The 25,023-nt window shown below is 60.7% G+C and carries 26 protein-coding genes and 1 pseudogene; 14 read left to right on the top strand and 13 right to left on the bottom strand.

What is annotated here, in order from left to right:
• Window positions 1–50: 50 nt before the first annotated feature.
• Window positions 51–2,375, bottom strand: coding sequence for a bifunctional diguanylate cyclase/phosphodiesterase (locus tag G6K99_RS06895; protein ID WP_062461077.1), 2,325 nt, complete (start codon window positions 2,373–2,375; stop codon window positions 51–53).
• A 302-nt stretch (window positions 2,376–2,677) separates the two neighbouring features.
• Here G6K99_RS06895 and G6K99_RS06890 point away from each other — a divergent pair, with 302 nt between their 5' ends.
• Window positions 2,678–3,217: a TRAP transporter small permease subunit gene (locus G6K99_RS06890; RefSeq protein WP_062461080.1), complete on the top strand. Its 540-nt coding sequence runs from the start codon at window positions 2,678–2,680 to the stop codon at window positions 3,215–3,217.
• A gap of 31 nt (window positions 3,218–3,248) precedes the next feature.
• On the top strand, window positions 3,249–4,766 hold the full coding sequence (locus G6K99_RS06885; protein WP_062461083.1) for a TRAP transporter large permease subunit: 1,518 nt from the start codon (window positions 3,249–3,251) through the stop codon (window positions 4,764–4,766).
• 434 nt (window positions 4,767–5,200) lie between these two features.
• On the opposite strand, the gene G6K99_RS06880 is transcribed toward G6K99_RS06885, so the two are convergent.
• Window positions 5,201–6,319 carry a TRAP transporter substrate-binding protein gene (locus G6K99_RS06880; RefSeq protein ID WP_062461086.1) on the bottom strand — a complete coding sequence of 373 codons (1,119 nt, stop codon included), beginning with the start codon at window positions 6,317–6,319 and terminating at the stop codon, window positions 5,201–5,203.
• 258 nt (window positions 6,320–6,577) lie between these two features.
• Here G6K99_RS06880 and G6K99_RS06875 point away from each other — a divergent pair, with 258 nt between their 5' ends.
• Window positions 6,578–7,378 carry a gamma-glutamyl-gamma-aminobutyrate hydrolase family protein gene (locus G6K99_RS06875; RefSeq protein WP_174196103.1) on the top strand — a complete coding sequence of 267 codons (801 nt, stop codon included), beginning with the start codon at window positions 6,578–6,580 and terminating at the stop codon, window positions 7,376–7,378.
• A gap of 27 nt (window positions 7,379–7,405) precedes the next feature.
• Here the strand turns inward: G6K99_RS06875 and G6K99_RS06870 are convergent, their stop codons facing one another.
• The 3 genes from G6K99_RS06870 to G6K99_RS06860 all read right to left on the bottom strand — a co-directional run bounded on the left by G6K99_RS06870 (window position 7,406) and on the right by G6K99_RS06860 (window position 10,043).
• Complete coding sequence (locus tag G6K99_RS06870) at window positions 7,406–8,368, bottom strand: 2-hydroxyacid dehydrogenase (protein WP_174196102.1); 963 nt, start codon at window positions 8,366–8,368, stop codon at window positions 7,406–7,408.
• Window positions 8,369–8,393: 25 nt separating this feature from the next.
• Window positions 8,394–9,413: a LacI family DNA-binding transcriptional regulator gene (locus G6K99_RS06865; protein WP_062461099.1), complete on the bottom strand. Its 1,020-nt coding sequence runs from the start codon at window positions 9,411–9,413 to the stop codon at window positions 8,394–8,396.
• 132 nt (window positions 9,414–9,545) lie between these two features.
• Window positions 9,546–10,043, bottom strand: a complete 498-nt coding sequence (locus tag G6K99_RS06860) for a MarR family winged helix-turn-helix transcriptional regulator (RefSeq protein WP_062461102.1) — start codon at window positions 10,041–10,043, stop codon at window positions 9,546–9,548.
• 83 nt (window positions 10,044–10,126) lie between these two features.
• Between G6K99_RS06860 and G6K99_RS06855 the strand changes: the two genes are divergently transcribed.
• The 5 genes from G6K99_RS06855 to G6K99_RS06835 all read left to right on the top strand — a co-directional run bounded on the left by G6K99_RS06855 (window position 10,127) and on the right by G6K99_RS06835 (window position 13,879).
• Window positions 10,127–10,927 (top strand): creatininase family protein, encoded by an 801-nt coding sequence (locus G6K99_RS06855; protein ID WP_174196101.1) that lies wholly within the window; start codon window positions 10,127–10,129, stop codon window positions 10,925–10,927.
• A 49-nt stretch (window positions 10,928–10,976) separates the two neighbouring features.
• Window positions 10,977–11,222, top strand: coding sequence for a type II toxin-antitoxin system VapB family antitoxin (locus G6K99_RS06850; protein WP_062461108.1), 246 nt, complete (start codon window positions 10,977–10,979; stop codon window positions 11,220–11,222).
• Between the two features lie 6 nt (window positions 11,223–11,228).
• Window positions 11,229–11,633: a type II toxin-antitoxin system VapC family toxin gene (locus G6K99_RS06845; protein ID WP_113167148.1), complete on the top strand. Its 405-nt coding sequence runs from the start codon at window positions 11,229–11,231 to the stop codon at window positions 11,631–11,633.
• 111 nt (window positions 11,634–11,744) lie between these two features.
• The gene (locus G6K99_RS06840) at window positions 11,745–12,893 is read left to right on the top strand and encodes a GTP-binding protein (protein ID WP_174196100.1); all 1,149 of its coding nucleotides are present in this window, start codon (window positions 11,745–11,747) and stop codon (window positions 12,891–12,893) included.
• Window positions 12,893–13,879: a WD40 repeat domain-containing protein gene (locus tag G6K99_RS06835; RefSeq protein WP_062461116.1), complete on the top strand. Its 987-nt coding sequence runs from the start codon at window positions 12,893–12,895 to the stop codon at window positions 13,877–13,879. Before G6K99_RS06840 ends, G6K99_RS06835 begins: the two co-directional genes overlap by 1 nt.
• A 99-nt stretch (window positions 13,880–13,978) precedes the next feature.
• Here the strand turns inward: G6K99_RS06835 and G6K99_RS06830 are convergent, their stop codons facing one another.
• The 3 genes from G6K99_RS06830 to odc2 form a co-directional block, all read right to left on the bottom strand.
• Window positions 13,979–15,010 carry a serine hydrolase gene (locus G6K99_RS06830; RefSeq protein ID WP_174196099.1) on the bottom strand — a complete coding sequence of 344 codons (1,032 nt, stop codon included), beginning with the start codon at window positions 15,008–15,010 and terminating at the stop codon, window positions 13,979–13,981.
• A gap of 172 nt (window positions 15,011–15,182) precedes the next feature.
• A complete protein-coding gene (locus tag G6K99_RS06825) occupies window positions 15,183–15,752 on the bottom strand; it encodes a GNAT family N-acetyltransferase (RefSeq protein ID WP_174196098.1) in 570 nt (189 codons plus the stop codon).
• A gap of 110 nt (window positions 15,753–15,862) precedes the next feature.
• Entirely contained in the window at window positions 15,863–16,996 is a 1,134-nt protein-coding gene (gene odc2 / locus G6K99_RS06820) for an ornithine/lysine decarboxylase (RefSeq protein ID WP_174196097.1), read from the bottom strand.
• 553 nt (window positions 16,997–17,549) lie between these two features.
• Between odc2 and G6K99_RS06815 the strand changes: the two genes are divergently transcribed.
• The 5 genes and pseudogenes from G6K99_RS06815 to G6K99_RS06795 all read left to right on the top strand — a co-directional run bounded on the left by G6K99_RS06815 (window position 17,550) and on the right by G6K99_RS06795 (window position 20,899).
• Window positions 17,550–17,774 carry a hypothetical protein gene (locus tag G6K99_RS06815; RefSeq protein WP_062461120.1) on the top strand — a complete coding sequence of 75 codons (225 nt, stop codon included), beginning with the start codon at window positions 17,550–17,552 and terminating at the stop codon, window positions 17,772–17,774.
• Window positions 17,771–17,938 (top strand): annotated as a pseudogene (locus tag G6K99_RS23250) (type II toxin-antitoxin system PemK/MazF family toxin); the annotation flags it as partial. The gene G6K99_RS06815 and the pseudogene G6K99_RS23250, both read left to right, overlap by 4 nt.
• Window positions 17,939–18,128: 190 nt before the next feature.
• Window positions 18,129–19,022 (top strand): LysR family transcriptional regulator, encoded by an 894-nt coding sequence (locus tag G6K99_RS06805; RefSeq protein WP_174196096.1) that lies wholly within the window; start codon window positions 18,129–18,131, stop codon window positions 19,020–19,022.
• Between the two features lie 141 nt (window positions 19,023–19,163).
• A complete protein-coding gene (locus G6K99_RS06800) occupies window positions 19,164–19,820 on the top strand; it encodes a DUF1007 family protein (protein WP_174196095.1) in 657 nt (218 codons plus the stop codon).
• Window positions 19,814–20,899 carry a nickel/cobalt transporter gene (locus G6K99_RS06795; protein ID WP_174196094.1) on the top strand — a complete coding sequence of 362 codons (1,086 nt, stop codon included), beginning with the start codon at window positions 19,814–19,816 and terminating at the stop codon, window positions 20,897–20,899. The genes G6K99_RS06800 and G6K99_RS06795 overlap by 7 nt, the downstream gene beginning before the upstream one ends.
• Window positions 20,900–20,903: 4 nt before the next feature.
• On the opposite strand, the gene G6K99_RS06790 is transcribed toward G6K99_RS06795, so the two are convergent.
• Window positions 20,904–21,812 carry a LysR family transcriptional regulator gene (locus G6K99_RS06790; protein WP_092659729.1) on the bottom strand — a complete coding sequence of 303 codons (909 nt, stop codon included), beginning with the start codon at window positions 21,810–21,812 and terminating at the stop codon, window positions 20,904–20,906.
• A gap of 94 nt (window positions 21,813–21,906) precedes the next feature.
• Between G6K99_RS06790 and G6K99_RS06785 the strand changes: the two genes are divergently transcribed.
• Entirely contained in the window at window positions 21,907–22,782 is an 876-nt protein-coding gene (locus G6K99_RS06785; protein ID WP_174196093.1) for an aldo/keto reductase family oxidoreductase, read from the top strand.
• 88 nt (window positions 22,783–22,870) lie between these two features.
• Here G6K99_RS06785 and G6K99_RS06780 read toward each other — a convergent pair whose 3' ends face one another.
• The 4 genes from G6K99_RS06780 to G6K99_RS06765 form a co-directional block, all read right to left on the bottom strand.
• Window positions 22,871–23,071, bottom strand: a complete 201-nt coding sequence (locus G6K99_RS06780; protein ID WP_062582124.1) for a hypothetical protein — start codon at window positions 23,069–23,071, stop codon at window positions 22,871–22,873.
• Window positions 23,068–23,763, bottom strand: coding sequence for a GNAT family N-acetyltransferase (locus G6K99_RS06775; protein ID WP_174196092.1), 696 nt, complete (start codon window positions 23,761–23,763; stop codon window positions 23,068–23,070). The genes G6K99_RS06780 and G6K99_RS06775 overlap by 4 nt, the downstream gene beginning before the upstream one ends.
• Window positions 23,764–23,876: 113 nt before the next feature.
• Window positions 23,877–24,260: an ester cyclase gene (locus tag G6K99_RS06770; protein WP_174196091.1), complete on the bottom strand. Its 384-nt coding sequence runs from the start codon at window positions 24,258–24,260 to the stop codon at window positions 23,877–23,879.
• Between the two features lie 11 nt (window positions 24,261–24,271).
• Entirely contained in the window at window positions 24,272–24,985 is a 714-nt protein-coding gene (locus G6K99_RS06765; protein ID WP_113167542.1) for a tellurite resistance TerB family protein, read from the bottom strand.
• Window positions 24,986–25,023: the final 38 nt, after the last annotated feature.

Below are 25,023 nucleotides of genomic sequence, written 5' to 3'. Positions count from 1 at the left end.
CTTATGCCGCGGGTGCAAAAAATAGCCCGTGAAGATATGGGGAAGCGCGTCTAGCCAGCCGCGCTCAGTGACCGCGGCGCGTCGTTCTTGCGGCCCGATACGGCACGACTACCCGCCTTGCTGAGAGCAACGCCGTTAACGCGCAGACTCTCCAGCGCATCGACCGGCACCGGCGGCGAGAAGATGTAGCCCTGAACCAGGTCCGCAAAATTGTGCTTGCGCACGAGATCCAGCTGTTCCTGGGTTTCGACGCCTTCGAGAACGATGCGGAGATCGAGCTCGCGTGAAAGATGCACGATGCCGCTCAAAAGCTTCATGCGGCGCGGATCGGTACCGATGTCGCGCACGAAGGCGCGGTCGATCTTGACGATATCGATCGGCAGGGAATCCAGATAGCTGAGGCTCGAGAACCCGGTGCCGAAATCGTCGATTGCGATCGTCACGCCGTTGGCGCGCAACCGGCTGAGCGTCGCACTCACGGCGACAGGCTCCTCCATGAAGCAGCTTTCGGTTACTTCCAGATGCAGCCGTGCGGCAGGCAGACTGTAGCGCGCCAAAGTCTCGGCCACCATTGCCGTGATCGCACCGCCACGAAGATCCTTGACCGAGAGATTGACGGAGACCGCCATACCGCCCGACCATTCGGCGCAGTCGGCGCATGCCTTGTCGAGCACGAACCGGGTGACGTCCGAAATCAAGCCCATGCTTTCGGCAAGCGGGATGAAGATGTTGGGTCCGATCCAGCCGCGCTCGGGATGCGACCATCTCACCAGTGCCTCGCAGCATTCCATCTCGGACCCGTCCGGCCGGTACATCGGCTGGTAGACGACGGACAGATGGCCGTTTTCGATGGCATGGCGCAGATCGGTCCGCAGACGCTGCTCGGCCACATACCGACCATCCATTTCCGGCCTGAAGGTTCTAACCGTGCCGTTGCCGGTCGACTTTGCCTCGTTGAGGGCGAGGTCCGCCTTGATCTGCCAGGATTCCATGTCGAAATCTTCAGCGGGCAGAATGACGCAACCGCTGTTGAGCGATACCGAAAGACTGAGCCCGTCGACCCGGTAATCCCCCTCGAATGTCCGATGAATCTCGCGGATACGCGCCTCGATCGCGCAAGAACCGTCTTTGCCGGTCACCAGCAGAACGAACTCGTCGCCCACCAGCCGGCCGATCAGAACCTCGTCGCTCGCAAACGCCGCTGCCCGTTCGGCAATTGCTGCAAGAAGCTTGTCGCCCACCACGTGGCCGCGCATGTCGTTGACATGCTTGAACCCGTCGACATCAAGAATAGCAAGCCCGGCCCACATCTCCGGACCTGCATTTGCCAGCCGACGTTTGACCTGTTCGGTAAAATGTCCCCGTGTCGGCAGGCCGGTCAGCGTGTCGAAACGAACAAGGTGAAGGATTTTCTCTTCGGCAGCGACCCTTGCGCTGACATCCTCGAAGATCATCACGAGACCGCCCTCGGAACGGCGGCTGAGCGAGAATTCCAGATAGGTGTCGTCATTGAGACGCAGCAGCGTCTTGCCCGCCTGCCCTTCCAGTAGGCCGCCGATCTGCGTCAGGATCTCGTCCGGAAACGCGTTTTCGCGGTCGCGCAGGGCGGCAATGAAACTCGCGCCCATCAGGTCTTCGGCATCGCCCAGTCCCAGCAATTCGTGCGCGCGCCGGTTGACGACCTGCACCCGGCCATCGGCGTCCAGCATGATCAGCGCATGCGTCATGGTGCTGAGCGCACTGTCGAGCTGGTCGGCAACCGTCTTCATCTCGCGCGAAACGATGACGTTCTTGTAGAGAAATTCCCGCACCCCCGTCGCCATCGACTGGGTGGTCAACCCGAACGGCACGAGAAAGAGCGCCATTAGCGCAAGATTGATTTCGCCGGTCAGCACGCAGGCAATGATCAGCGGCAGGCAGCAGCCGGTCGTCTGCAGCGCAACCGCGCGAGCAGACCCGTAGTTGCGGCCGACGATCGACACCATCGACGCCATGGTGACCGCGATGCACATGAAGGCGGCCATCATGTCCCGCAGAACAAGAACCGCGTAGGCGCTGCTGATACCGAGAAGAAAAGCAGTCGCCGCGGCGCCGTAGACGTAGCGTGTTTCCCAGCTTTCGATCTCGTCGCGGGAAAGAACCGCACGGTCGAGACTGTCGAAGCGACGGAACGAGATGACCCGGAACGTGAAGACGGCCAAGAACACCGCAATCAGCATGATATAGAAGGTAGAGCCCGTCGTCGCAAAAATCACTGCGCACGACAGGATATGGACCACCATTCCAGTCCACAGCGTTCCACGATTTCTAAACAGCGATTCGACGAACGACAGATACACTTCTGTCGGCAGCGTTTGCGCTTCCGCATTCTTCATAGGGGCACATTCCCTTGCCATCAGACCGACAATGGAGAAAACGTTTTAAAAATTGATTGTTGTCGGAGTGCGACCCCTTGGATTGTGGGGGTTCGTCGAAAAGCGATCAATGAACAGTAACAGGGATTGCTAAAACTCTCCAAACTCAATTATGCGCTCTCGCGACCACCTTCGCAATAATATTTCGCGCAATGCCTGGAAACGGCATTTATGCGACCTATGGGGGTCTTTTCTTTTAATAAGCGTTCGTTTACATCGCCTCATTCGGGCAGAGGTAAAGACCTGCTGGGGAGCGAGCGAGTATGGCGGGCCTGTTGAAATTCAGCGCGTTAATTGACCGTGTCAGCGAAATCGTCGGAAAATTTGCGGGTTATCTCGTTCTGGCCTGCTGCCTGATCAGTGCCGGTAATGCCTGCATTCGCTATGCGTTCAACTACAGCTCGAATGGCTGGCTGGAAATCCAGTGGTATCTGTTCGCGTTTATCGTTCTCTTGGGCGCATCCCATACGCTTCGTCTCAACGAACACGTCCGCGTCGATCTGATCTACGGCGCCGTCTCGGATCGCAAGCGGTTGTGGATCGATGCGATCGGCCTGGTGATCTTTCTGATCCCGGCATGCCTCTTTCTGGCATGGCTGTCCTGGCCGTTCTTCTCCCTGTCTTTCATGCAAGGCGAAGTGTCTTCGAATGCCGGCGGCCTGATCCGCTGGCCCGTCAAATTCATCATCGTCTCGGGGTTCGTGCTCCTTGCCTTTCAGGGCCTGTCCGAGCTGATTAAGCGGATCGCCGGCCTTACAGGCACCCTCCAGGTCGACACGACCTACGAAAAGCCACTGCAATAAGACCGCGCCATTCCGGGGGGAAACCAAGCTCATGTTTGAATACGGCGTAATGCCACCGGCCATGTTTCTGGGCATGATCATTTTCATGCTTTACGGCTTTCCGGTCGCCTTTTCCCTTTCCGCGGTCGGGCTGTTTTTCGGCTTCCTCGGTATCTACACCGGTCATTTCGAGTATGCGTTCATGCAGGCCCTGCCGCTGCGCATTTTCGGCATCGTCTCCAACGACCTGCTTCTCGCCATTCCCTTCTTCACCTTCATGGGTGCCATTCTTGAACGCTGCGGTCTTGCCGAGGACCTGCTCGAAGGCACCGGAAAACTGTTCGGCGCAATTCCCGGCGGCCTTGCCTATGCGGTGATCATCGTGGGCGCGATCCTCGGCGCCATCACCGGCACGGTTGCCGCATCCGTCATCACCATGGGTGTGATTTCCCTGCCGATCATGCTGAAATACGGCTACAATCCGCGGCTGGCGACCGGCGTAATCGCAGCCTCCGGCACGATCACCCAGGTCATTCCGCCGTCGCTCGTCCTCATCGTTCTGGCCGATCAGCTCGGCCGTTCGGTCGGCGACATGTATCTCGGCGCCATCGGTCCTTCGATCCTGCAGGTCGTGATCTTCCTGCTGTTCATTCTCTTCACCTCGATCGTCCGCCCCCAGGATGTTCCGGCGCTGCCGCCGGAGGCCCGCGGCGAACTCAATGCCGCGCTGGTGTTGAGAGTGCTGTGGGGCATGGTCCCTTCGGTCGTGCTGATCTTCCTTGTCCTCGGCACCCTGTTCATGGGACTTGCCACACCGACGGAAGCCGGCGCGCTCGGCGTCGTCGGCGCCATGGCGCTTGCTGCCATGCACCGCCGCCTGACCTGGGACCTCGTCAAGCAGGCCATGCATTCGACCATGACGATCACCTCGATGGTCGTCTTCATCCTCGTCGGTGCCACCTGCTTCAGCCTCGTCTTTCAGGGCATGAACGGCGGGCTCTGGATCGAATTCCTGCTGTCTCATATTCCGGGCGGCGCCCTCGGCTTCCTGATCTTCGTCAACATCTTCATTTTCTTCCTGGCCTTCTTCCTGGATTTCTTCGAGATCGCCTTTATCGTCCTGCCGATGCTGGCACCGGTCGCAACCGCGCTCGGCATCGACCTGATCTGGTTCGGCGTGCTGCTCTGCGTCAACATGCAGACCTCGTTCATGCACCCGCCATTCGGCTTCGCACTCTTCTACCTGCGCTCGATCGCGCCGAAGACTGTGAAGACGAAGGACATCTATCTCGGCGCCATTCCGTGGCTCGGGATGCAGCTGATCCTCGTCGCCATCATCATCTTCTGGCCGGAATCCGTCACCTACTGGCTGGACAAGGCTCCAGACGTCGATCTCAATACGATCAAGATCGAAATCCCCGGCTTCGGCAATGATAGCGGCAACAACCAGATGCCCAATTTTGGCCTGCCGCCGATGGATGGTGCGCCCGGTCAGGGCGGCGGCGCGCAACCTGCCCCCGGACTACCCGGCATGCCCAACTTCGGCGAGCCACCCAAGATCAACCCTTAACGGCTTCGTCTTGCCAGAAAACCGGCGCAGTAGTACATTGGAGTGGAGAGCAAAGCGCGAACTCTGCTCTCCCTTTGTTATCTGATGTAGAAAATGAACCGGACGGACACTGACCAGCCCGTCCGGTATTTCCTAACCAGCAACGTAATGCTCAGTGGAAACCACATCGCATCACCTCCTGTTCGACGGCAAGGCTTTTGCCTTAAGTCGGTGAAGCCCGTCTTCACCGATACTCCGGCTGGCCACGGAGTGCTCTGCTTTTGCCTTCGAACGCCACCATCATAGATACCAGCGTGTGATTGTCGAGCCGACACAACCGGGCATACGTGCAGCGCGTCTATTGCGTGAATCCAGTCTGGCGCCATCCCTCGGCTGCAAAAGAAAACCCCGGACCTTGCGATCCGGGGTACGTGTCTGAGCAACGCTGTAGACGTTCAGATCTTGCCGTTGCGCTGCTGGATCATCATGAACGTGTCGAACGTGTACTCCGAAAGCTGCATCCAGAGGTAACCTTCCTTCTTGAATGCGACCTGGTCGTCGTAGACCTTCTTGAAATCCGCGTTGGTTGCGGAAATACCTTTGTAGACGTCCATTGCCGCCGTGTAGCAGGCCTCGAGGATATCCTGGCTGAACGGCCGCAACGTCGTCCCCTGCGATACGATCTGCTTGATCGCCATCGGGTTCTTCAGGTCGTATTTCGCCATCATGTTGGTATTGGCGAAGGCGCAGGCATCGGTCAGCGCCGACTGATAGTGCTTTGGCAGGCTGTTCCACTTGTCGAGGTTGATGAAGGCATGGATTGTCGGGCCGCCTTCCCAGAAAGCCGGATAGTAGTAATACTTGGCCACCTTGTAGAAGCCGAGCTTGTGGTCGTCATAGGGACCGACCCACTCCGCCGCATCGATCGTGCCCTTTTCAAGAGCCGGATAGATATCGCCTCCGGCGATCTGCTGCGGTACGGCGCCGAGCTTTTCGAGCACCTTCCCGGCAATGCCGGCAATGCGCATCTTCACGCCCTTGAAGTCGTCGACGGTGTTGATTTCCTTGCGGAACCAGCCGCCCATCTGGGCCCCGGTATTGCCGGCCGGCATGCCGTAGATCTGATGCTTGGCATAGAACTCGTTCATCAGCGTATTGCCGTTGCCCTGGTAGAACCACGAGTTCGTCAGGCGCGCATTCATGCCGAAGGGGATCGCCGTGCCGATCGCAAAGGTCGGGTCCTTGCCGACAAAATAGTAGGAGCAGGTATGGCACATCTCGACCGTGCCAGCGGAGACAGCATCGGCCGCCTGCAGACCCGGGACGATCTCACCACCTGCAAACGGCTGGATCGTGAAATTGCCGTCGGTGGCGGCTGCAACATGCTTCGCGATATCGTCGGCGCCGCCATAAATCGTGTCCAGCGATTTCGGAAATGACGATGTCAGGCGCCAGTTGATCTTCGGGTTCTGCTGGGCAATGGCAGGTGTCGAAAGCGGAACAGCAAGCACTGTGGCTGCAGCGGCTCCCGCGCCGCCGACTGCCGTCTTTTTCAGGAATGAACGACGATCCATCAAAAATCCTCCCGGGTTGAACAGACCGCGAAGATGTCTCCTCCCATACCTCGCCAGTCCTAGATGAGGTAATCATGTTGCTTGAATGCTTGCAAGCAGACCATGTAACAATGACGGCGGGCCAAGGTTAAACCGCATTATACTTTCGTCTTCCGCGATCGTCGTGGTTCACGCTGCACGGCGTCGCTACGGCTTGACTTCACCCCGCCTCCGGCAGCAATACGGGATAAGAACCACTGCCCCGCCTGGAGATTGTTCATGCCCGTCTCGTGCCGCAAGCCCATCGTCGCCGTTCCCGCCGATCTCAGGCAATTCGAAGGCGCCCTCTGGCACGCCACACCCAACCAGTATGTCAACGCGGCGCTGAAAGTGGCGGACGTCATGAGCTTCATCGTTCCCGCCTTCGAGGAGGGCAACGATGTCGACACGATCCTCGACCGGGTCGACGGCGTGCTGGTTTCCGGCGCCGTCAGCAACGTCCACCCGTCGCTCTACGGCCGCGAAGCGACCGAGGGAGACGGCCCCTTCGATCACGGCCGCGACGCCACCTCGCTGCCGATGATCCGCCGCGCGATCGAACGCGGTATTCCGCTTCTTGCCATCTGCCGCGGCATCCAGGAGCTGAATGTCGCGCTGGGTGGCACGCTGGCAAGCGAGATCCAGGATCAGCCGGGCAACTGGGACCACCGCAAGCCCGACGTGCCAGACCGCGACGCGATGTACGCGATCCGCCAGCCGGTCTTCGTCAAGGAAGGCTCCTGCATCGCGGATTTCCTCGGATTTTCCGGCGAAGTCCAGGTGAATTCGCTCCACCGCCAGGCGATTGCAAAGACCGCTCCCCGCCTGAAGGTGGAGGCGACGGCCGCAGACGGCACGATCGAGGCGGTGTCGGTGATCGACGCGAAGAATTTCGCCGTTGGCGTCCAGTGGCATCCGGAATACTGGGCCGAAACCGATGCGCCCTCGGCCGCCCTGTTCAAGGCGTTCGGCGATGCGGTCCGCGCCTACGCGGCATCGGCGAGCGGTGAGACCAGCACACCGGTTGCCCGCACCGCGTGAATCAAACACCCTCGCCGTGTTTGCCAGTTATCCTTTGACGGGGGTTTCCGGAACCGGCGTCAGCACGCGGCCGTCCTTGAACCAGCCGATCAGGTTGTCGACGACAAGATCGGCCATCGCATTGCGGGTCTGAACCGACGCGGATGCGACATGCGGCAGAAGGCAGGTATTGTCGAGAGCGATCAGCTCCGCCGGTACGTTCGGCTCGTCGAAGAAGACGTCGAGGCCGGCTGCGGCAATTGTCTTGTCGCTGAGGGCGGCAATCATTGCCTCCTCGTCAACGCTCGATCCACGTCCGACATTGATAAACACGCCGCCCGGCCCAAGCGCTTCGAAGATCTCCGCATTGATGATCTTGAACGTATCCGGCGTCCCGGGCGCGATGCAGATCAGCGTATCGACGGCCTCAGCCATCTCCTTTAAGGACGGATAGTAGATATAGCCGACATCCGAGCGCTGGCTGCGGCTGTAATAGCCGATCGTCACCTTGAACGGCTCAAGCCGCTTTGCGATCTCGAGACCGATGCGGCCAAGGCCGAGAATGCCGATGCTGCGGCCCTTTAGTGAAAACGGCGACAGCGGAAACGGGCCTTCGCTCGCCCAGCGTCCCTCGCGCAGATAGGTTTCCGCCTTCGGAAACTGGCGCAGCGTGTTGAGGAGCAGCGCAATGGCAGTATCAGCCACTTCGTCGTTCAGGACGTCAGGCGTGTTGGTAACGATGATGCCGCGCTCGGCAGCTTTCTTCGTATCGGTGCCGTCGTAACCGACACCGAAGCTGGAGATGACTTCGAGATTGGGAAACGCATCGATGATGGCAGCATCGCATTTGCCGGAAACCGCGATGCCACGCACGCGCGCTTTCGTTTCGGCGTCGACGGATGCCAGTTCCGCATTCGCAGCCGAGATGACCTCGAAACTTTCGTTCAGACGCTCCAGAACGCGCGGATGAATACGGCCCGGCACGAAGATGGTGGCAGGATTCTCAGACATGCAGCAACCTCTTTATGAAGAATAATCAGCGTGGACGAAAGACGCCGGTCGACTGGCGCAGACGCATTTCCGGCTTGATCAGATGGAGACCGTCAGGCTCATGGCTCCCGGCAAGACGATCGAGCAGTGCCCGCGCCGCTAAGCGCCCGACATCGGCCTGTCCGTTGGAAACGGTGGTCAGAGACGGCGTCGAGATCGAAGCTTGTTCCAGATCGTCATAGCCGGTGACGGAAATATCGACGCCCGGTGTCAACCCGGCCCGCGCGATGCCGTTCATCAGGCCGATCGCCACCAGATCGTTCCAGCAGACCGCAGCCGTCGGCTTTTGCGGCAGGGACAGGAAATGCACCGCCGCCTCGAACCCGCCCTGCATCGAACGGGGTCCCGGAATGCGCAGGTTCGGATCGACCTCGATATTGGCTTTCAGCAGCGCGTTGACGTAGCCCTGGTAACGGTCGCGACCGGTCGATGTCTGGTCGGTGCCGCCGATCATGGCGATCGCCCGGTGGCCCAGTCCGATAAGATGGTTGGTGGCAAGCGAAATGCCGTAAGCATCGTCGCCGCGATAGGTCGGCAGGTCGAGGCCTTCCATCGAGCGGGCGACAAGAATGGCCGGCATGCCGTTTTCTTCGGCAAGCTTCATGTCCTCGATCGGCGTCCCGATCGCCGGCGACATGATCACGCCGTCGCCACCCAGCTGCAGCAGCGTCTCGATGAACGTGCGCTGCTTTTCGACCGAATCGTAATGGTTGGAGAGAATGAACGTATGCCGGCTGCGGTCGAGCTCGCTCTCGATCGCTTTCAGAATTTCACCGTAGAACGGGTTCATCACGTCATGCACGACGACACCGATGATCCCGGAGCGCGAGGTGCGCAGGCTGGCGGCACGGCGATTGTAGATGTAGCCAAGCGCCCGCGCCTGTTCCTTGATCTTCTCGCGGGTATCGGAAGCCACGAGCGGACTGTCCCTGAGTGCAAGCGAAATCGTGGCTGTAGAAAGACCGAGACTTTCGGCAATCGTCGACAGTTTGATTTTCTGCGCCATCTACCCCCGCGTTCCCATGCAGCCTGCATTCCCACGCAGAGCACCCGAATTAAAGTTTAAATAAACAATTTAATTCCATGCGACAATCCTGTGACGGGATTTTTCGGACGAGCAGGTTGGCAAACGCAACCCTCAGTCGCGATCGCCCTCATCCGACTGAAGATTGTGCTCGACGGCTTTGAGAAGTTTGAGAAGGGTGCGAACTTCCTTGTCCGAAAGACCTTTGACCGCCAGTTCGCCGCACTCGGCCACCGCGCGGCCGATCTGCTCGACGCTCTTCAGACCAGTCTCCGTCAGATGCACCTTGGTCAGGCGACCATCCGTTCCATCCGACCGGCGCTCCAGAAATCCCTGCGCTTCCATGCGGCCGATCGTGCGGGTCATGGTGGGAGCCTTGACGCCCATGCGGTTCGCAAGATGACCCGGCGTCATGCCGTCTTCTTCGGAAAGCGCCAGGATCACCCCGTCCTGCCCGGCATAAAGGCCGCTTTCGACCAGACTGCGGGACAACGCGGTGCGCATTGACCGGGCGGTCTGTGTAATGACAGGCGCAAGGTCGGTTGCAGAAAGACCAGCGCCGTCCTTCTTCTTGCCCGACTTGGATTTCTTGTCGCCTTTTTTCTTGCTCATAGGCTCCGCCCGTTTTGCGTCATGGAAGTCGGCGCTATAAATATACCACGCCACCCTTATCGAAACCCGGAATTGACCGCCAGATGCCGCATCCCTTGCCGCGCTATCATGACAACGATGTTACGCCCCCGTCCACAGAAAGCGCTAAAAGAGGCGACTGGATCGCCGTTCTGCCGCTCGGCGCCCACGAACAGCACGGTCCGCACCTGCCTTTCGAGACCGATACGCTGATCGCACAGGGCCTTGTCGACCGCATCATCCCTGCCCTTCCGGCTGATCTTCCGGTCACCTTCCTCCCGGTGGAGCCGGTCGGCTACTCGATCGAGCACATGGATGTGGCAGGAACGAAGACGCTGGCCGCCGCCGAGGCCATCGACCGCTGGCTCGGCATCGCCGATGAACTTCACCAGCAAGGCATCCGCAAACTGGTGATGCTGAATGCCCATGGCGGCAACGCGCCGCTGCTGACGACCGTCACGACAGAGGCCCGCGTCCGTTTCAACATGCTGGCGGTGGCGACGAGCTGGACGCGCTTCGGCCAGCCCGAAGGCTGGATCGCTCCGGAAAACAAGGCAATCGATATCCACGGCGGCGATATCGAGACCTCCGTCATGCTGGCACTGTGGCCGGACCGGGTGAACATGGAGAGGGCCGAAAACTTCCCATCGCGCCAGACAGATTTCGCGAAAGACTTTCGTCACCTGCGCGCCTACGGCCCACATGCGTTCGGGTGGAAGATGTCTGACCTCAACGCCAAGGGCGCCGCCGGCAACGCAACCGCTGCCACCGCAGAACGGGGCGAGCAGCTGGTGAAGCATGCGGTCAACGGCATCATCGAGTTGCTACGGGATGTGGCACGGTTTGATGTTGACGCGTTGAAGTAGCGCTGAGCCGCATAATGTGCGAGACTTGCGCATACGAAGGTGGTGTCTCATGACCCTCAACATTAGCAGTGAAGAAGCTCAGGCACTTGCGAAAGAGCTCGCGCAGATAGATGGAACGACAATCACGCAAGCGGTGGTCACCGCACTGCGGGAAACCATCGACAAGCGCGCGCAGCAGGAGACGCCAGGCGAGACAGCCAGCCGCATCCTTGCAAAGCACGGGCTTTCCTTCAAACAGACTCGACCCGTGCCCCCAGCTTCCGCCTATCACGATCTCGACCACGACCTGGATTGATCGCACATGTTTGTCGATGCTTGTGCGATCGTATCGTTGATGGCTGGCGAAGATACCGCGGAAGCCTATGAAAGGGCGTTGGCAAAATCGACACTGCCATTCACGTCTCCTCTCGCTGCCTGGGAAGCAATTATCGTCCTTTCTCGGCCCGACCAATTAGACTGCGCCTACGGCCAGGCAGAAAGCGCTGTCGTGGAATGGCTCGACGCACGCGGCATTGATATTCGTGAGGCGGGCTCGCCGCGTGCGCTTCTGAGCTTTGCTGTCGCGGTGGCTCAGAAACATGGCATCGGTAAGCGGCACCTGAGCAACTTCGACTGTTTCCATTACGCGCATGCAAAACTGGCCGGCGAGCCGCTTCTCACGCTTGACCAGCTTCTTCGGCAAACCGACGCGGTTACATTGCCCTGATGTGATCATATAACATTCAAAACCCCTTTGAACTCGCGCGGCCTTGCCCTTATATGAGGCCAACACGCTTCCGCGCTCCCCCGAGCGCTCCAGAACCCTTAGAGGTTTCCCATGACTGAAAACACCGCTCCCGTCGCTGTAAAGCCAATTCCTGTGACCGTGCTGACCGGCTATCTCGGCGCCGGCAAGACGACCCTGCTCAACCGCATCCTGTCGGAGAGCCACGGCAAGAAATACGCCGTGATCGTCAACGAATTCGGCGAAATCGGCATCGACAACGATCTGATCGTCGAGTCCGACGAAGAGATCTACGAGATGAACAACGGCTGCGTCTGCTGCACGGTTCGTGGCGACCTGATCCGTGTCGTTGAGGGCCTCATGCGCCGCCCGGGCCGCTTTGACGGCATTATTGTCGAGACGACGGGCCTGGCCGATCCGGTTCCTGTTGCCCAGACCTTCTTCATGGACGACGATGTTCGCGCAAAGACCGAACTCGACGCCGTCATTGCTCTGGTCGATGCCAAGCATCTGCCGCTGCGCCTCAAGGATTCCCGCGAGGCCGAAGACCAGATCGCGTTTGCCGACGTCGTGCTGATCAACAAGACCGATCTCGTGACCCCGGAAGAGCTGGCGATCGTCGAAGACGTGGTGCGCGCCATCAATCCGACGGCCCGTATCTACAACACCAGCCGCTCGGGCATCGATCTCGCCCGCGTGCTGGATCAGGGCGCCTTCAATCTGGAACGGGCGCTGGAAAACGATCCGCATTTCCTCGACCACGACCACGAAGACCATGTCTGCGGCCCCGATTGCGGTCACGACCATAGCCACGATCACCACGCGCATGACCATCACGCGCACGACCACGATCATCATGATCACGGGCACGATCACAAGCATCATGACCACGGCCATCATGCGCATCACGATGCGATGTCGCCGATCCACGATATCACGGTGAAGTCTGTCTCCCTGCGCGGCGGCGAGATGAACCCGGATCGTTTCTTCCCGTGGATCCAGAAGATCACCCAGGCGGAAGGTCCAAACATCCTGCGCCTCAAGGGCATCATCGCCTTCAAGGGCGACGAGGAGCGTTATGTCATCCAGGGCGTGCACATGATCGTCGAAGGTGATCACCAGCGTCCGTGGAAGGATGGCGAAAAGCGTGAAAGCCGCCTCGTTTTCATCGGCCGCGAGCTCGATTTCGACAAGATCCAGAAGAGCTTCATGGCTTGCCAGGCTGAGGTTGCTGTCGCCTGATGCCAACCGTTGCACCTCTTGATATCGACGGTCATGTCGTCGCGGCTCACTTTCTCGGCGACATCCCGATCTTTGCCACCGCAGCCGGCACCATTCACCGCCTTGACGGCGGTGAGAAGGTAACGGACGCGCATCACGGCCTGTTGACCTGCATCCGCGACCCCTTCAGCGCCACGCTTTTGAGTGGCGGCGAAGACGGCAGGGTGCAGCGCATCTCCCATGACGGCACCGTCAGCACGATTTCGGAAACGCCGCGCAAGTGGATCTCCGTCGTTGCCGGTGGCCCTCAGGGTGCGGTCGCCTGGGCGCAAGGGAAATCGAGCTTCGTCAAGCTCTCCGACGGCACCGTCAAGGAAGTGAAGGAAGAGCGCAGCGTCGAAGCGATCGCTTTCGCGCCCAAGGGCCTGCGGATAGCGGCTGCACGCTATAACGGCGTATCGCTGCATTGGGTCGGCACCAACAGTCCGATGCAGGATCTCGACTGGAAAGGCGCCCATACCGGCGTCACCTTCTCTCCGGACGGCCGTTTCCTCGTCACCATGATGCAGGAAAACGCCCTGCACGGCTGGAAGCTCGACAGCAAGTCGGGCGAAAGCCGCCACATGCGGATGACCGGCTATCCGGCCAAGGTGAAATCGCTGTCCTGGTCGGTCAAGGGAAAGTGGCTCGCCTCTTCCGGCGCGCCGGCCGCGATCGTCTGGCCGTTTTCGGCGAAGGACGGCCCGATGGGCAAGGCACCGATGGAACTTGGCACGCGCGCCAATATCATGGTGACGCAGGTGGCGTTTCATCCACTGGAAGAAGTGCTCGCCATCGGCTTTATCGACGGTATGATCCTCGGCGTTCGCATTGCCGACGGCAAGGAAGCGCTGCTGCGCCGGCCCGGTAAGGGCGCCATCACCGGCATGAGCTGGAGCGCCAGCGGCAAGCTGCTGGCATTTTCCTCGGAAGCCGGCGACTGCGGCGTCATCGACATTTCCGGCTAAGCCGGCAGTCCAATTTGCAATGAAACATGCGGGGCTCACACGGCCCCGCATGCTCGTAGCGCATGTCAGGACGACCTCTGCTATGCGAACGCTTGGCGCTTACGCTGACGCGACAGCGCCTATAATCTCGGCGAGAAGGTCGTGCAACTGGTCACGGTAGCCGTTTCGGGCAGACGGACCGCTCTCCTTCGACGTCATCACCACGGTCATGTCGAGCGCGGGAACCACGTAGACCATTTGCCCGCCATACCCCCAGCCGAACTTCACATCCTGTCCGCCGATCTCACGCAGAAACCATCCGTAGCCATAGCCGTCGCCGGAAAAGCGCGAGTTCGTGCGTGGCGTCCAGGACTGCTCTATCCAGCTCTGCGATACCACCTGCCGGCCGCCCTTGGTTTTCCCGCCGTTGCGGTAGAGATCGCCGAATGCCAGCAGGGATGCCGCCGTCATCGCCATCTGGTTTCCGCCGAGATAGATGCCCTGCGGATCGCGCTCCCAGGCCCCGATGCGAAACCCGTCAACCGGCTCCAGCCAGTCCCGCGCCAGCGCAAGCGTCGGCCGCTTGCCGACCCGGGTGAGGATAGCCGACAGAAGATGCGTCGAGGCCGTCGAATAAAGCATCTGGCCGCCCGGCTCGCCGTCGAACGGTTCCGACAGCGCAAACCGCACCCAGTTGGAACTGGCCACCCAGCGCCCGTAATTCGGACCGGACATCCGAGACAGACCGGCCTGCATGGAGAGAAGATTGCCGATGGTGACCTCGGAGAGACGCGGATCCGCATCGCGCGGCAGATCGGCCTTCAGGATCGAGGCAATCTTCTGGTCCGGCCCTTCGAGCAGCTTTCGATCGATTGCGATGCCGACAAGGCAGGAGATGATCGATTTCGACGCCGACTTGATGTTGGTCGAGGCGTTGAGGCCGCTGCCGTTGAATGCTTCCCTCGCGATCGTCTCGCCCTTGCGCGACACCATCACCACCTTCAAGGGTTCGAGACCCGGCGCCCGGCCGAGCACGGCCTTCAACGTCTGCGGCGCCTGGGCCACGCCCGCCCCGCCGGGTTGCTGCGCAAAGGCGCGCATCGATGTGAGGACGAAGGGAGTGGCAAGGAAAGCTGTGCGGCGTGTGATCATGGACGTCAATCTAGGCCGAGACCCGCACGCGACTATGGCCGCGCCCACCGATTCACGCGAAGGTGACGGAGCGTGAGACCATTGCGCCAGCCCTCGCCCGTCGAAAAATGAAAGACCCCGCCTCCTTTGTGGGAAGACGGGGTCCTATGAATCTCTCAAAAGCAAATGCAGCTCAGGCGAGCTTGCGCCCACTCGCAACGATCATGCCGGCTGCACCTTCGAGCCAACCGGATTTCAGCTCCAGCGCCAGGAAGCGCGCGCGGTCGCAGGGGCCGGGCATCACCAGATGCTGGGTCTTGCCGCCGAAAAAGCCGAAGCGCTCGTAATAGGCAGCGTCGCCCACCAGAAGCACGGCGCCGTGGCCACGCTCATGCGCCTGGCCGATCGCCGCACGCATCAGGGCCGCACCGATGCCCTTGCCCTCATGCGACGAGCAGACGGCAAGCGGTCCAAGCAGAAGCGCGTCGATCGCGTTGCCTTCTGGCGAAATGCCGGCCTCGATGTTCCACAGGCGCACGGTGCCGATCACATGACCGTCCTCATCACGCGCAACCAGCGCCAGGCCTTCGGCCGGCACGCGGTTCTGGCGGATCTTTTCGGACGACTTCAAGCGTCGGTCGGCGCCCATGGCACGATCGAGCAGAGTTTCACGCGCCACCACATCGGCCGGAGTTTCGGCAGTGATGGTGAATGTGGACGCGGGCGCAAACAGCGCACGGACAGAATCAAGAACAGTGGCCATCTTGGCCTCCCGTACTTAAAACCGTTTCAAACGGTATCGGACGATCATTGTGAATTTGCGGCTCCCGTCTGGAGGTCGGGAACCGCGAAAGTAGAGACGCTTGTAACGCCTTAGATGACGTAGGCCTTGAGCGGATCGAAGCCGTTGAACGCGACCGCAGAATAGGTGGTCGTGTAGGCGCCGGTACCCTCGATCAGAACTTCGTCGCCGATCGAAAGCGAGATCGGCAGCGGGTACATGTTCTTCTCGTACATCACGTCGGCCGAATCGCAGGTCGGGCCGGCCAGAACGCAAGGCTCCATCGCGTCGCCGTCGCGCTCGGTGCGGATCGGGTAACGGATAGCCTCGTCCATGGTTTCGGCGAGACCACCGAACTTGCCGATGTCGAGGAAGACCCAACGGTGGTTGTCGTTGTCGGACTTCTTCGACACGAGAACGACTTCAGCCTTGATGACGCCTGCATTGCCGACCATGCCGCGACCCGGCTCGATGATCGTCTTCGGCAGGTTATTGCCGAAATGCTTGCGCAGCGAAGCAAAGATCGCCTGGCCGTATTCTTCAGCCTTCGGCACGTCACGCAGGTACTTGGTCGGGAAACCGCCGCCCATGTTGACCATCTGCAGAACGATACCCTGCTTTGCGAGCTGGCTGAACACGCGCTTGGCATCGGCCAGAGCCGCATCCCAGGCATCGACCTTCGTCATCTGCGAACCGACATGGAACGAGACGCCGTAGCTTTCGAGACCAAGCTGGTGTGCGTAGACGAGAACGTCGACGGCCATCTGCGGCACGCAGCCGAACTTGCGCGACAGCGGCCATTCGGCGCCTTCGCCATCGGTCAGCACGCGGCAGAACACCTTTGCACCGGGAGCTGCACGGGAAATCTTTTCGACTTCCTCATGGCTGTCGACGGCGTAGAGGCCAACGCCGAGCGCGAAAGCACGCGCAATGTCGCGTTCCTTCTTGATCGTGTTGCCGAACGAGATGCGCGATGAGTTTGCACCGGCATCGAGTGCCATCTGGATTTCGGCGACGGAGGCGCAGTCGAAGTTGGAACCCATCGAAGCAAGAAGCTTGAGGATTGCCGGCTCGGGATTGGCCTTCACGGCGTAGTAGATCGCGCTGTCCGGCAGGGCATGACGGAAGGCGTTGAAATTGTCGCGCACGACATCGAGATCGACCACGAGGTAGGGACCATCGGGACGCTGGGTCTTGATGAAGTCGAGGATGCGGGCAGTGGTCATGGTCAATCCCTTCCAAATCTCAAAGGCTCCGGCTTGCGAACCGGAGGACAAAGGACGGATGAACATGCGCCAGGATCCAGTCGGTGGAGACACCGGTTCCCTGACACGCTCAAACGCGCGGTAAGTGGATCAACGTTCTGCCAAGAACGAAAATCCGGCTTTGTCTGCCATGGATTGGAGGGAGGTCCCTACCGCACTTCCGGCAATGATGGTGTGCCTCTTCAGTAACCCCGGCTGTTGGAAAGCCGGGAGAGAACAAAAAGGCCCGCACCGTCGTTGCTTTAGATGTCCTCGCATTTCCCGGATGGCCGGAATAGCGACTGGAGGGGTTAGTTCCAGGTACCTTACCGATGACCTCACCAAATAGAGGGTCGGCGGACACCCACGGGCACGTGCGACTTTGGGCTGCACGGGAGATAAGAATATTCGCGGTCATAATCAAGCGGTATTTTGGGCCGGGGGGAAAATAATCAAAAGGCAGCCCCCGGTAGAATTTCCGCGAGGGCACGCGCACGATTCCACTGGTGGAACAGGCCAGCGTTGGAGATACTGGATGCCGACGGTTGAGAAGCAGACCACACATGGATCACCGTCCTCAACGGTGATCTCACCTGAAATTCGGGAGCAGCTTCTGGAGCTGAAAAGCCCCGAGGCCCAGGCTCGGCTGGCAGCCGTGATCGCAAGCCTTGGTCCGGAAGAGGAACGTGAGATCCTCGAATGGATGGAGAGGGTTGCGGATTGGAATGAGGACGAGCCAGGCGGGACGCGGCAAGAATGAAACGAGGCGACATCGTCACCGTTTCCATCTCCGGCGACTACGGGAAGCCGCGCCCGGCCATCGTGATCCAGACGAACGATTTGTCCGATACCTGTCCTTCGGTCGTCGTCTGCCCGATGACATCGACACGTCTTGATCTCGACTTCGGCATCCTTGTCGAACCCGATCCGGAAAATGGCCTGCGGCATCCGTCACAGGTCATGACGGACAAGTTCATCGGCGTCGCTTGCTTGAAATTGGCAGCAGATCGGCGCCGTCAGCCAGAAAGACATGCGTCGGCTCAGCACAGCGCTTGTATTTCTGCTTTCCCTGGCGGAGACAGAAGACTTCTGAGATCGGGAGCATCCTTCGCCCATGGACACACTCACCCGCATGCGCGCCTTTATCGACGTGGTCGAGGCCGAGGGCTTTTCGGCCGCCGCCCGTCGCACCGGCCGTTCCAAGGCGCTGCTGTCGAAATATGTCCGCGAACTGGAAGACGATCTCGGCGCGCTTCTTCTCAACCGCACTACCCGCCAGTTCTCGATGACGGAGGCGGGCCACACCTATTACCGCACCGCTGCCGACATCCTGAAGGAGATCGACAATCTTGCCGACCTCGTTCGCGAGAACAATGCCGATCTCAAGGGCCGACTGCGCATCTCCGTACCGCGCACCTTCATCGATGCGGAGGTCGGCCAATCTTTCATCGATTTCGCCAAGGCGCATCCGGACGTCCAGTTGGAAATCGTCGCCGATGACCGGTTTGTCGACCTGATCGAGGAAAATTTCGATCTGGCGATCCGAATCACCCGGCTGGAGGATTCCGGCCTGATCGCCAAGAAGCTCGCCGATTTCCGGGTCCATGCGGTGGCAACGCCCGATGTCGTGGCGCAATACGGGCCCCTGACGCATCCGCAGCAGCTGAACAAGGTGCCGTTCATTATCGACACCAATTCGCGCTGGCACAACAATATCCGCTTCGTCGATCCTGATGGCTCGATGATTTCAGTTGCGGTCTCCGGCCCGATCGAGGTCAACAGTCCGCAGGCAACCTTGCGCGCGGCCCGCGCCGGTCTCGGCGTCGCGATCATCCCAGACTTCGTCGCCATGGCCTCGATCCAGTCGGGCGAACTCGTCAATCTGTTCGACGAATACATCACCCGTGAACGCGGCATCTATGCGGTCTATCCGCATCGCCGTTACCTCCCGGCCAAGGTGAGAAGCTTCGTGGATTTCCTCGCCAACTGGTTCCGCCAGCCGCGCTGACCTGTAATGCTGTAACGCCGCAGTCGAAATTCCGTCCCATTTCGGGGCCAGACCACAGCTTGCGGACGAACGACACCCCTTTTGATTTGGCGCAGGTCCGGACGCAATGCCGCTGCGCAACTATGCTGGACCTGCTCGGATATGCGAAACAGACTTGCGACAATTCTGACGGCAGCGGCCCTGGCTGCACCCCTGGCCGTTCCCGCACCGGCTCTTGCCCATCCGCATATCTTCGCCGAGGCGCGGCTGGAAATTGTCGCAGGCGCCGATGGCACCGTGCAGGAACTGCGCAATGTCTGGCGCTTCGATGAAGTGTTCTCCTCGAGCGTCATCCTCGATTTCGACAAGAACGGCGATCTCAAGCTCGATCCGCATGAACTCGCCGAACTCGGCGAAACCATCCGCACCTCGCTTGCCGACTACCACTACTTCTCCACCGTGACGCTGGATGGCGCACAGATCGGCATCCAGAAGCCGGACGTCTTTCACACCACGATGCAGGACAAGCAATTGATGCTGATCTTTGCGGTGAAGCCTGAAAAGCCGGTCCCTCTCAAGGGCAAGCTCACCTTCGGCATCTACGACCCCACCATGTACACGGCGATCGACTTCCCCACCGACAAGGATCTGGTGCTGAAGGGTGCCGCTTTCGAGAAGTGCCAGCACAAGGTCGTACGGCCCGATCCAGACGACGTGATTTCGCAAAACAGCGCTTCGCTCACCGATGCCTTCTTCAACGATCCGACGGGGACCGACATGACCAAGCTCTTTGCCACCCGCATGGAAGTGACATGCTGAGGAAAGCGTCTACCGGTCTGCTGTTTGCCGCTTTCGCTGCGGCGCTGGTCGCCACCGCCGCGCACGCCCAGTCGCCGCTCGGCGTCGGTGCAGCGGAACCCTCTTTCTCGGTGGGCGGGCCGCTTGCCCCCTTCTTCCAGTGGATCAACGCCTACCAGCAGGGCTTCTACCGCTCTCTGACCGGCGCGCTGCGGGCGATGCGCGAGGATCCGTCTGCACTTGTCGGCCTGATCGGCCTGTCTTTTGCCTATGGCGTCTTCCACGCCGCCGGCCCCGGCCACGGCAAGGCGGTGATTTCCTCCTACATGATCGCCAACGAAGTCGAACTGCGCCGCGGCGTCACGATCTCCTTCATCTCCGCGCTTTTGCAGGGCCTGGTCGCGATCCTCGTGGTCGGCGCTGCCTTCGTCCTGCTCCGCGGCACCGGCATCACCATGACCCAGGCCACCTGGACCATGGAGGTTGCAAGCTTTGCCATGGTCTCCCTGTTCGGCGCCTGGCTGCTGGTCAAGAAGATCCGGGCACTCCGCATGCGGGTCGTGCGCGCTCCAGACCGCGGCCGGACAGCGGCAGCGGCGACTTCAGCCGGCGGATCGACCGCCATGCTGTTCGACGGCTCTTCCAACGGACGACGCGCGACCGGTCTCAAATTCCAGGCAGTCGAGATCGACGACCACGCATTTCAGGGAGACAGCGACACCTGCGAGGCCTGCGGCATCAGCCACATGCCTGACCCGTCGACGCTCGGCGCCCGCAACTTCAACCTCAAGGAAGCTTGGTCGGCGATCATTGCTGTCGGACTTCGCCCCTGCTCCGGCGCCATCCTCGTCATGAGCTTCTCGCTTCTGAATGGCCTCTATCTCGGCGGCGTGCTGTCTGTCCTCGCCATGTCGATCGGCACGGCGATCACGGTGACGATCCTCGCAACGCTAGCCGTCGGCGCCAAGGATATCGCGCTCAAGTTCGCAGGCCCCGGCTCGCGCAGCGGACGACGCATCGGCCATGCGATCGAGATCGGCGGCGCCCTGTTCATCTTGCTGATCGGCCTTTCCCTGCTCGGCGCCTCGCTGCAGGGCTGAACGCTCAACCCGGCTGCGGCATCGCCTTGATGAAATCGATGAAGGTGCGCAGCGGAGCCGGCACCAGCCGTCGCCCTGGATAGTAGAGAAACGGCCCTGAGAATGAGGGCCACCACGGCTCGAGCACCTGCTCCAGCGCACCACTGTCAAAATGCGGCTTCAGCCAGTCCTCGAACAGCGCGACGATACCGGTGCCGGCAATCGCCGCGTCCACACCGAGATCGGACCCGCCACCCGCCTGCACGATCAGCTGCGCCGGTGGATCCACCACCACCTCCTCGCCATCGCGTTCGAACTCCCAGGGCGTGACCGGACGGTCCCTGAACCGGCTCCGGATGCAGGAATGCGCCAAAAGATCCCGCGGATGGCCCGGTCGGCCCCGCGCGGCAAGATAGGCGGGAGACGCCGCCAATGCGAAACGCTGTACGCGCGGACCGATCGGCACGGCGATCATGTCCTGCTCCAGCCGTTCGTCATAGCGAATGCCGGCATCGCAGCCGGCAGCGATGATATCGACGAAGCTCTCGTCGGTCATGATGTCGAGACGGATGTCCGGATAGGCAGCCAGAAACGCCGGCACGATCTGCGGCAGGACGATCCGCGCCGCACTGGCCGGCACATTCAGCGTCAACAGTCCCGCCGGCCGCCCCCGAAACCCGGCAGCCATGTCGAGCGCCGCTTCCATTTCCGATAGCGCCGGTCCCAGCCGGTCGAGCAGTGCCCTGCCCGCTTCCGTCGGGGTGACGCTGCGGGTCGTGCGGTTGAGAAGCCGGACGCCGATCTTCTCTTCCAGACGCCGGACGGCGTCGCTCAATCCCGAAGCGCTGCCACCGGTCAGCCGGGCCGCATCGCGAAACCCTCTGGTCCTCGCTACCGCGACGAATGCCCCGAGATCACCAGCGTCGTATTTCATTGTCCGCCCTGTCGTACAGCCCGTCCGAATTGTAACCGATTATCGCGCGGCCTGGATAGCCCTATCTCTGCCTCATCCTACAGGGAGTAAAACCATGACCAATCTCGAAAAAGCCGGCACCTATAAACTCGGCGACCGACACGTAAAACGTCTCGGCTACGGCGCCATGCAGCTAGCCGGCAAGGGCGTGTTCGGCCCGCCGAAAGACCGCGCGGAAGCCGTTGCGGTGCTGCGCGAGGCCATCGAAGCCGGCGTCGACCATATCGACACCAGCGACTTCTACGGTCCGCATATTACGAACGAGATCATCCGCGAAGCGCTGCATCCCTATAGCGAAGGTCTCGTCATCGTCACCAAGGTCGGCGCCCTCAGAGGCGAGGACGCATCCTGGAACCCGGCCTTTTCGAAAAAAGCACTCACGAAGGCCGTCCACGATAACCTCAGGAATCTCGGTCTCGATGCGATGGAGGTGGTCAACCTGCGCTCCATGCTGGATGTCCATGGCCCCGCCGAAGGATCACTGGAAGAACCGCTGACGATCCTCGCCGAACTCCAGCGCGAGGGCCTCATCAAGCATATCGGCCTGTCGAACGTGACGCGAAAGCAGGTCGAGGATGGCCGCAAGATCACCGAGATCGTCTGCGTCCAGAACCAGTACAATCTCGCGCACCGCGACGACGATGACCTCATCGATCATCTGGCGGCAGAAGGCACGGCCTACGTCCCCTTCTTCCCGCTCGGCGGCTTCTCGCCCCTGCAATCCTCGACGCTGTCGGATGTAGCAGCAAGGCTCGACGCAACGCCGATGCAGGTGGCACTGGCCTGGCTGCTGAAGCGCTCGCCGAACATCCTGCTGATCCCGGGCACCTCGTCGCGCGGGCACCTGCGCGAAAACCTCGCCGTCGCCGACATCGAACTGTCGGAAGATGTGATGGCGGAGCTGGAAGCGATCGGCGCCAAAGCGGCTTAAGGGCGAGCGGCTAGCTTTCCACACTCATCCCTGTGACAGGCACAGGGATGAGAACGTCTTCACGCTTGCGCCCGACCATACCCTGCAATTACTTCCGCCGCTGGTACCGCGCCCGCAGCCAGAAGATCAGGAAGAAGCCGAGAACCAGCAGCGCGCCGACGAAAAACGCCAGCAGCGGCGAGTAATTGCCGATCCACAACACGATGGTCGGCATGAGATAGATGACCACCGCCGCGCCGAAGAGAATGGCGGCAGCCGCGATCGCCTGTGATTTCGCTTCTGGCGTCATGTGGTTTTCCCGCCGGCAAATTCGGCCCTCAGATCTTCCAGCCGCTTTTTCTGCCGGCCGGCATCGTCGAAATTATCGGGCGAGAGCCAGGCCTCGAACCCGGCCTTGATCACCGGCCACTCGCTGTCGATCATCGAGAACCAGGCCGTATCGCGGTTGGCACCGCGCGAGATGATGTGCTGCCGGAACACGCCTTCGAAGGTAAAGCCGTAACGCAGCGCGGTCACCTTGGAAGGCTCGTTCTCGTTGTGGCATTTCCATTCGTAGCGACGATAATCCAGCGTCTCGAACACGTGGCGAGCCATCAGGTAATGCAGCTCCGTCGACATCGGCGACCGCTTCATGGCAAGCCCATGCGCCACGGACCCCACCTCGATCACACCGTTCTTCGGGTCCGGCCGCATATAGCTCGCCATGCCGACAACCGCGCCAGAGGCGTTTTCACGCGCAACCAGCGTTACGAAGCCGAGATTCGCATTCACATTGTCCAGCCACGCGCCAAACTCTTCGGCGGTCGAATATTGATCGTTCGGAAAATAGCGGATCAGCTCGTTGATCCCCTCGGCACCGCCCAGCGCCTCCCAGAGATCAGCCAGATGCTTTTTACGGTCATAGGGCTCGAGCGTCACGAACCGTCCGGTCAGGGTGACGGGGCTGGGGGCGGCAACTTTGTAATTGAAAAGATCGCGCATTCGGGCAGGTCCAGCAAGATGCGCAGCGGCTGCGTCGCAACCGCTGCAGATGAGGCATCAAGGCTTAGGCCAGCACCTGTCGAAAGGCAACCGGCGGAGACGATCGATGGAGCTCACAGCTGCGCTTCGATGGCGGCCTTGTCGACAATCGACCAGACCTGCACGATCTTGCCGTCGCGGAACCCGTAAAAGACGTTTTCACTAAACGACACCCGGCGCCCGTTGACCGGAAGCCCCAGAAACTCGGCCCGAGGCGAACACTCGAACAGCAACCGGCTGACCACATGCGGCGGATCGACGACCAGCAGATCAATGCTGAAGCGAAGGTCGGGAATATCGCTGAAATTCCCGACGAGCATGTCGCGGTAGCCGGACAGCCCGAGCGGCCGGTCGTTATGGATGACATCGTCATCCACAAAGTCCCCGAGCCGCTCCCAGTCCTGCCGGTTCAGGCAATGGATGTAATCGCGGTAGATGTCACCGAGATCGTTACCCATGTTCTCGCCCTTTAAGCGGGCACTTTTGCCGCGGTGACCGTCGCATCGATATGCTCGAGCAGAGCATCGGGCAGACCCAGGCGTCCCGCGAGAAGATCGAGGTAACCGCGCTCGGCCCGTGTATCGGGATCGATGGTCATGCGGGTCGCGGTGTAAAGCTCCACCTTCTGCTCCTCGGTGCGGGCAGCGGCGACCAGATCGTCGATATCGACGGGGTTCGCAAGCTCGTCGCGGATGAAGGCTTCCGCCTCGTCGCCGAGATCGACTTCATGCACCTTGTTCATGATGTTGGCCCGCTCGGCCGCATCGATATGACCGTCCGCCTTGGCGGCGGCGATCATGGCGCGCACCAGGGTCAGGGCAAAATCGTTGGTAAGCTCAGGCGACTGCAGCGAAAACGGGCTGTCCGGCGGCGGCAGCGCGATAGGCTCGGCAGCAGACGGAGCCGGCTGCAGCGCTGCCTGCGGCGACTGGCCGGATTTGTAATTCTTGTAGGCGAGATAGCCGAGACCCGCGACAGCTGCGATGCCACCCACCGTCACCACATTGCCTGCAATCTTGCGGCCGGTCTTGGTGCCGAGAAGTGCTGCGGCAATGCCGGCAGACTTCAACGGATTGTTCTTCGCCATATCGCCGAACTGCCCAGCCCGGCCCTTCACGCTTCCCGAAAGACCGGGAACCTGCGAGCCCAGGAACTGGTCAAGAAGCTTCTTTGCGTCGAACATCCGTATCTCCTACTGTTGAATTCGAACACGGAGATAGG

The sequence above is a fragment of the Neorhizobium sp. AL 9.2.2 genome, from assembly GCF_013317225.1.
GTDB lineage: Bacteria > Pseudomonadota > Alphaproteobacteria > Rhizobiales > Rhizobiaceae > Neorhizobium > Neorhizobium soli.
The sequence above is the reverse complement of the archived record's forward strand: the minus strand, read 5'-3'. Positions and strand labels throughout refer to the sequence as shown.

Bases quoted from the DNA above. Each gene is read 5' to 3' on its own strand.
- G6K99_RS06775 (WP_174196092.1), bottom strand. From the start codon at position 23,763: ATGCGCGATCTTTTCAATTACAAAGTTGCCGCCCCCAGCCCCGTCACC.
- G6K99_RS06865 (WP_062461099.1), bottom strand. From the start codon at position 9,413: ATGGCGCAGAAAATCAAACTGTCGACGATTGCCGAAAGTCTCGGTCTT.
- G6K99_RS06850 (WP_062461108.1), top strand. From the start codon at position 10,977: ATGACCCTCAACATTAGCAGTGAAGAAGCTCAGGCACTTGCGAAAGAG.
- G6K99_RS06825 (WP_174196098.1), bottom strand. From the start codon at position 15,752: ATGGCCACTGTTCTTGATTCTGTCCGTGCGCTGTTTGCGCCCGCGTCC.
- G6K99_RS06895 (WP_062461077.1), bottom strand. From the start codon at position 2,375: ATGAAGAATGCGGAAGCGCAAACGCTGCCGACAGAAGTGTATCTGTCG.
- G6K99_RS06855 (WP_174196101.1), top strand. From the start codon at position 10,127: ATGCCGCATCCCTTGCCGCGCTATCATGACAACGATGTTACGCCCCCG.
- G6K99_RS06860 (WP_062461102.1), bottom strand. From the start codon at position 10,043: ATGAGCAAGAAAAAAGGCGACAAGAAATCCAAGTCGGGCAAGAAGAAG.
- G6K99_RS06765 (WP_113167542.1), bottom strand. From the start codon at position 24,985: ATGTTCGACGCAAAGAAGCTTCTTGACCAGTTCCTGGGCTCGCAGGTT.
- G6K99_RS06890 (WP_062461080.1), top strand. From the start codon at position 2,678: ATGGCGGGCCTGTTGAAATTCAGCGCGTTAATTGACCGTGTCAGCGAA.
- G6K99_RS06875 (WP_174196103.1), top strand. From the start codon at position 6,578: ATGCCCGTCTCGTGCCGCAAGCCCATCGTCGCCGTTCCCGCCGATCTC.
- G6K99_RS06835 (WP_062461116.1), top strand. From the start codon at position 12,893: ATGCCAACCGTTGCACCTCTTGATATCGACGGTCATGTCGTCGCGGCT.
- G6K99_RS06815 (WP_062461120.1), top strand. From the start codon at position 17,550: ATGCCGACGGTTGAGAAGCAGACCACACATGGATCACCGTCCTCAACG.
- G6K99_RS06870 (WP_174196102.1), bottom strand. From the start codon at position 8,368: ATGTCTGAGAATCCTGCCACCATCTTCGTGCCGGGCCGTATTCATCCG.
- odc2 (WP_174196097.1), bottom strand. From the start codon at position 16,996: ATGACCACTGCCCGCATCCTCGACTTCATCAAGACCCAGCGTCCCGAT.
- G6K99_RS06830 (WP_174196099.1), bottom strand. From the start codon at position 15,010: ATGATCACACGCCGCACAGCTTTCCTTGCCACTCCCTTCGTCCTCACA.
- G6K99_RS06845 (WP_113167148.1), top strand. From the start codon at position 11,229: ATGTTTGTCGATGCTTGTGCGATCGTATCGTTGATGGCTGGCGAAGAT.
- G6K99_RS06795 (WP_174196094.1), top strand. From the start codon at position 19,814: ATGCTGAGGAAAGCGTCTACCGGTCTGCTGTTTGCCGCTTTCGCTGCG.
- G6K99_RS06805 (WP_174196096.1), top strand. From the start codon at position 18,129: ATGGACACACTCACCCGCATGCGCGCCTTTATCGACGTGGTCGAGGCC.
- G6K99_RS06790 (WP_092659729.1), bottom strand. From the start codon at position 21,812: ATGAAATACGACGCTGGTGATCTCGGGGCATTCGTCGCGGTAGCGAGG.
- G6K99_RS06800 (WP_174196095.1), top strand. From the start codon at position 19,164: ATGCGAAACAGACTTGCGACAATTCTGACGGCAGCGGCCCTGGCTGCA.
- G6K99_RS06780 (WP_062582124.1), bottom strand. From the start codon at position 23,071: ATGACGCCAGAAGCGAAATCACAGGCGATCGCGGCTGCCGCCATTCTC.
- G6K99_RS06770 (WP_174196091.1), bottom strand. From the start codon at position 24,260: ATGGGTAACGATCTCGGTGACATCTACCGCGATTACATCCATTGCCTG.
- G6K99_RS06785 (WP_174196093.1), top strand. From the start codon at position 21,907: ATGACCAATCTCGAAAAAGCCGGCACCTATAAACTCGGCGACCGACAC.
- G6K99_RS06880 (WP_062461086.1), bottom strand. From the start codon at position 6,319: ATGGATCGTCGTTCATTCCTGAAAAAGACGGCAGTCGGCGGCGCGGGA.
- G6K99_RS06885 (WP_062461083.1), top strand. From the start codon at position 3,249: ATGTTTGAATACGGCGTAATGCCACCGGCCATGTTTCTGGGCATGATC.
- G6K99_RS06840 (WP_174196100.1), top strand. From the start codon at position 11,745: ATGACTGAAAACACCGCTCCCGTCGCTGTAAAGCCAATTCCTGTGACC.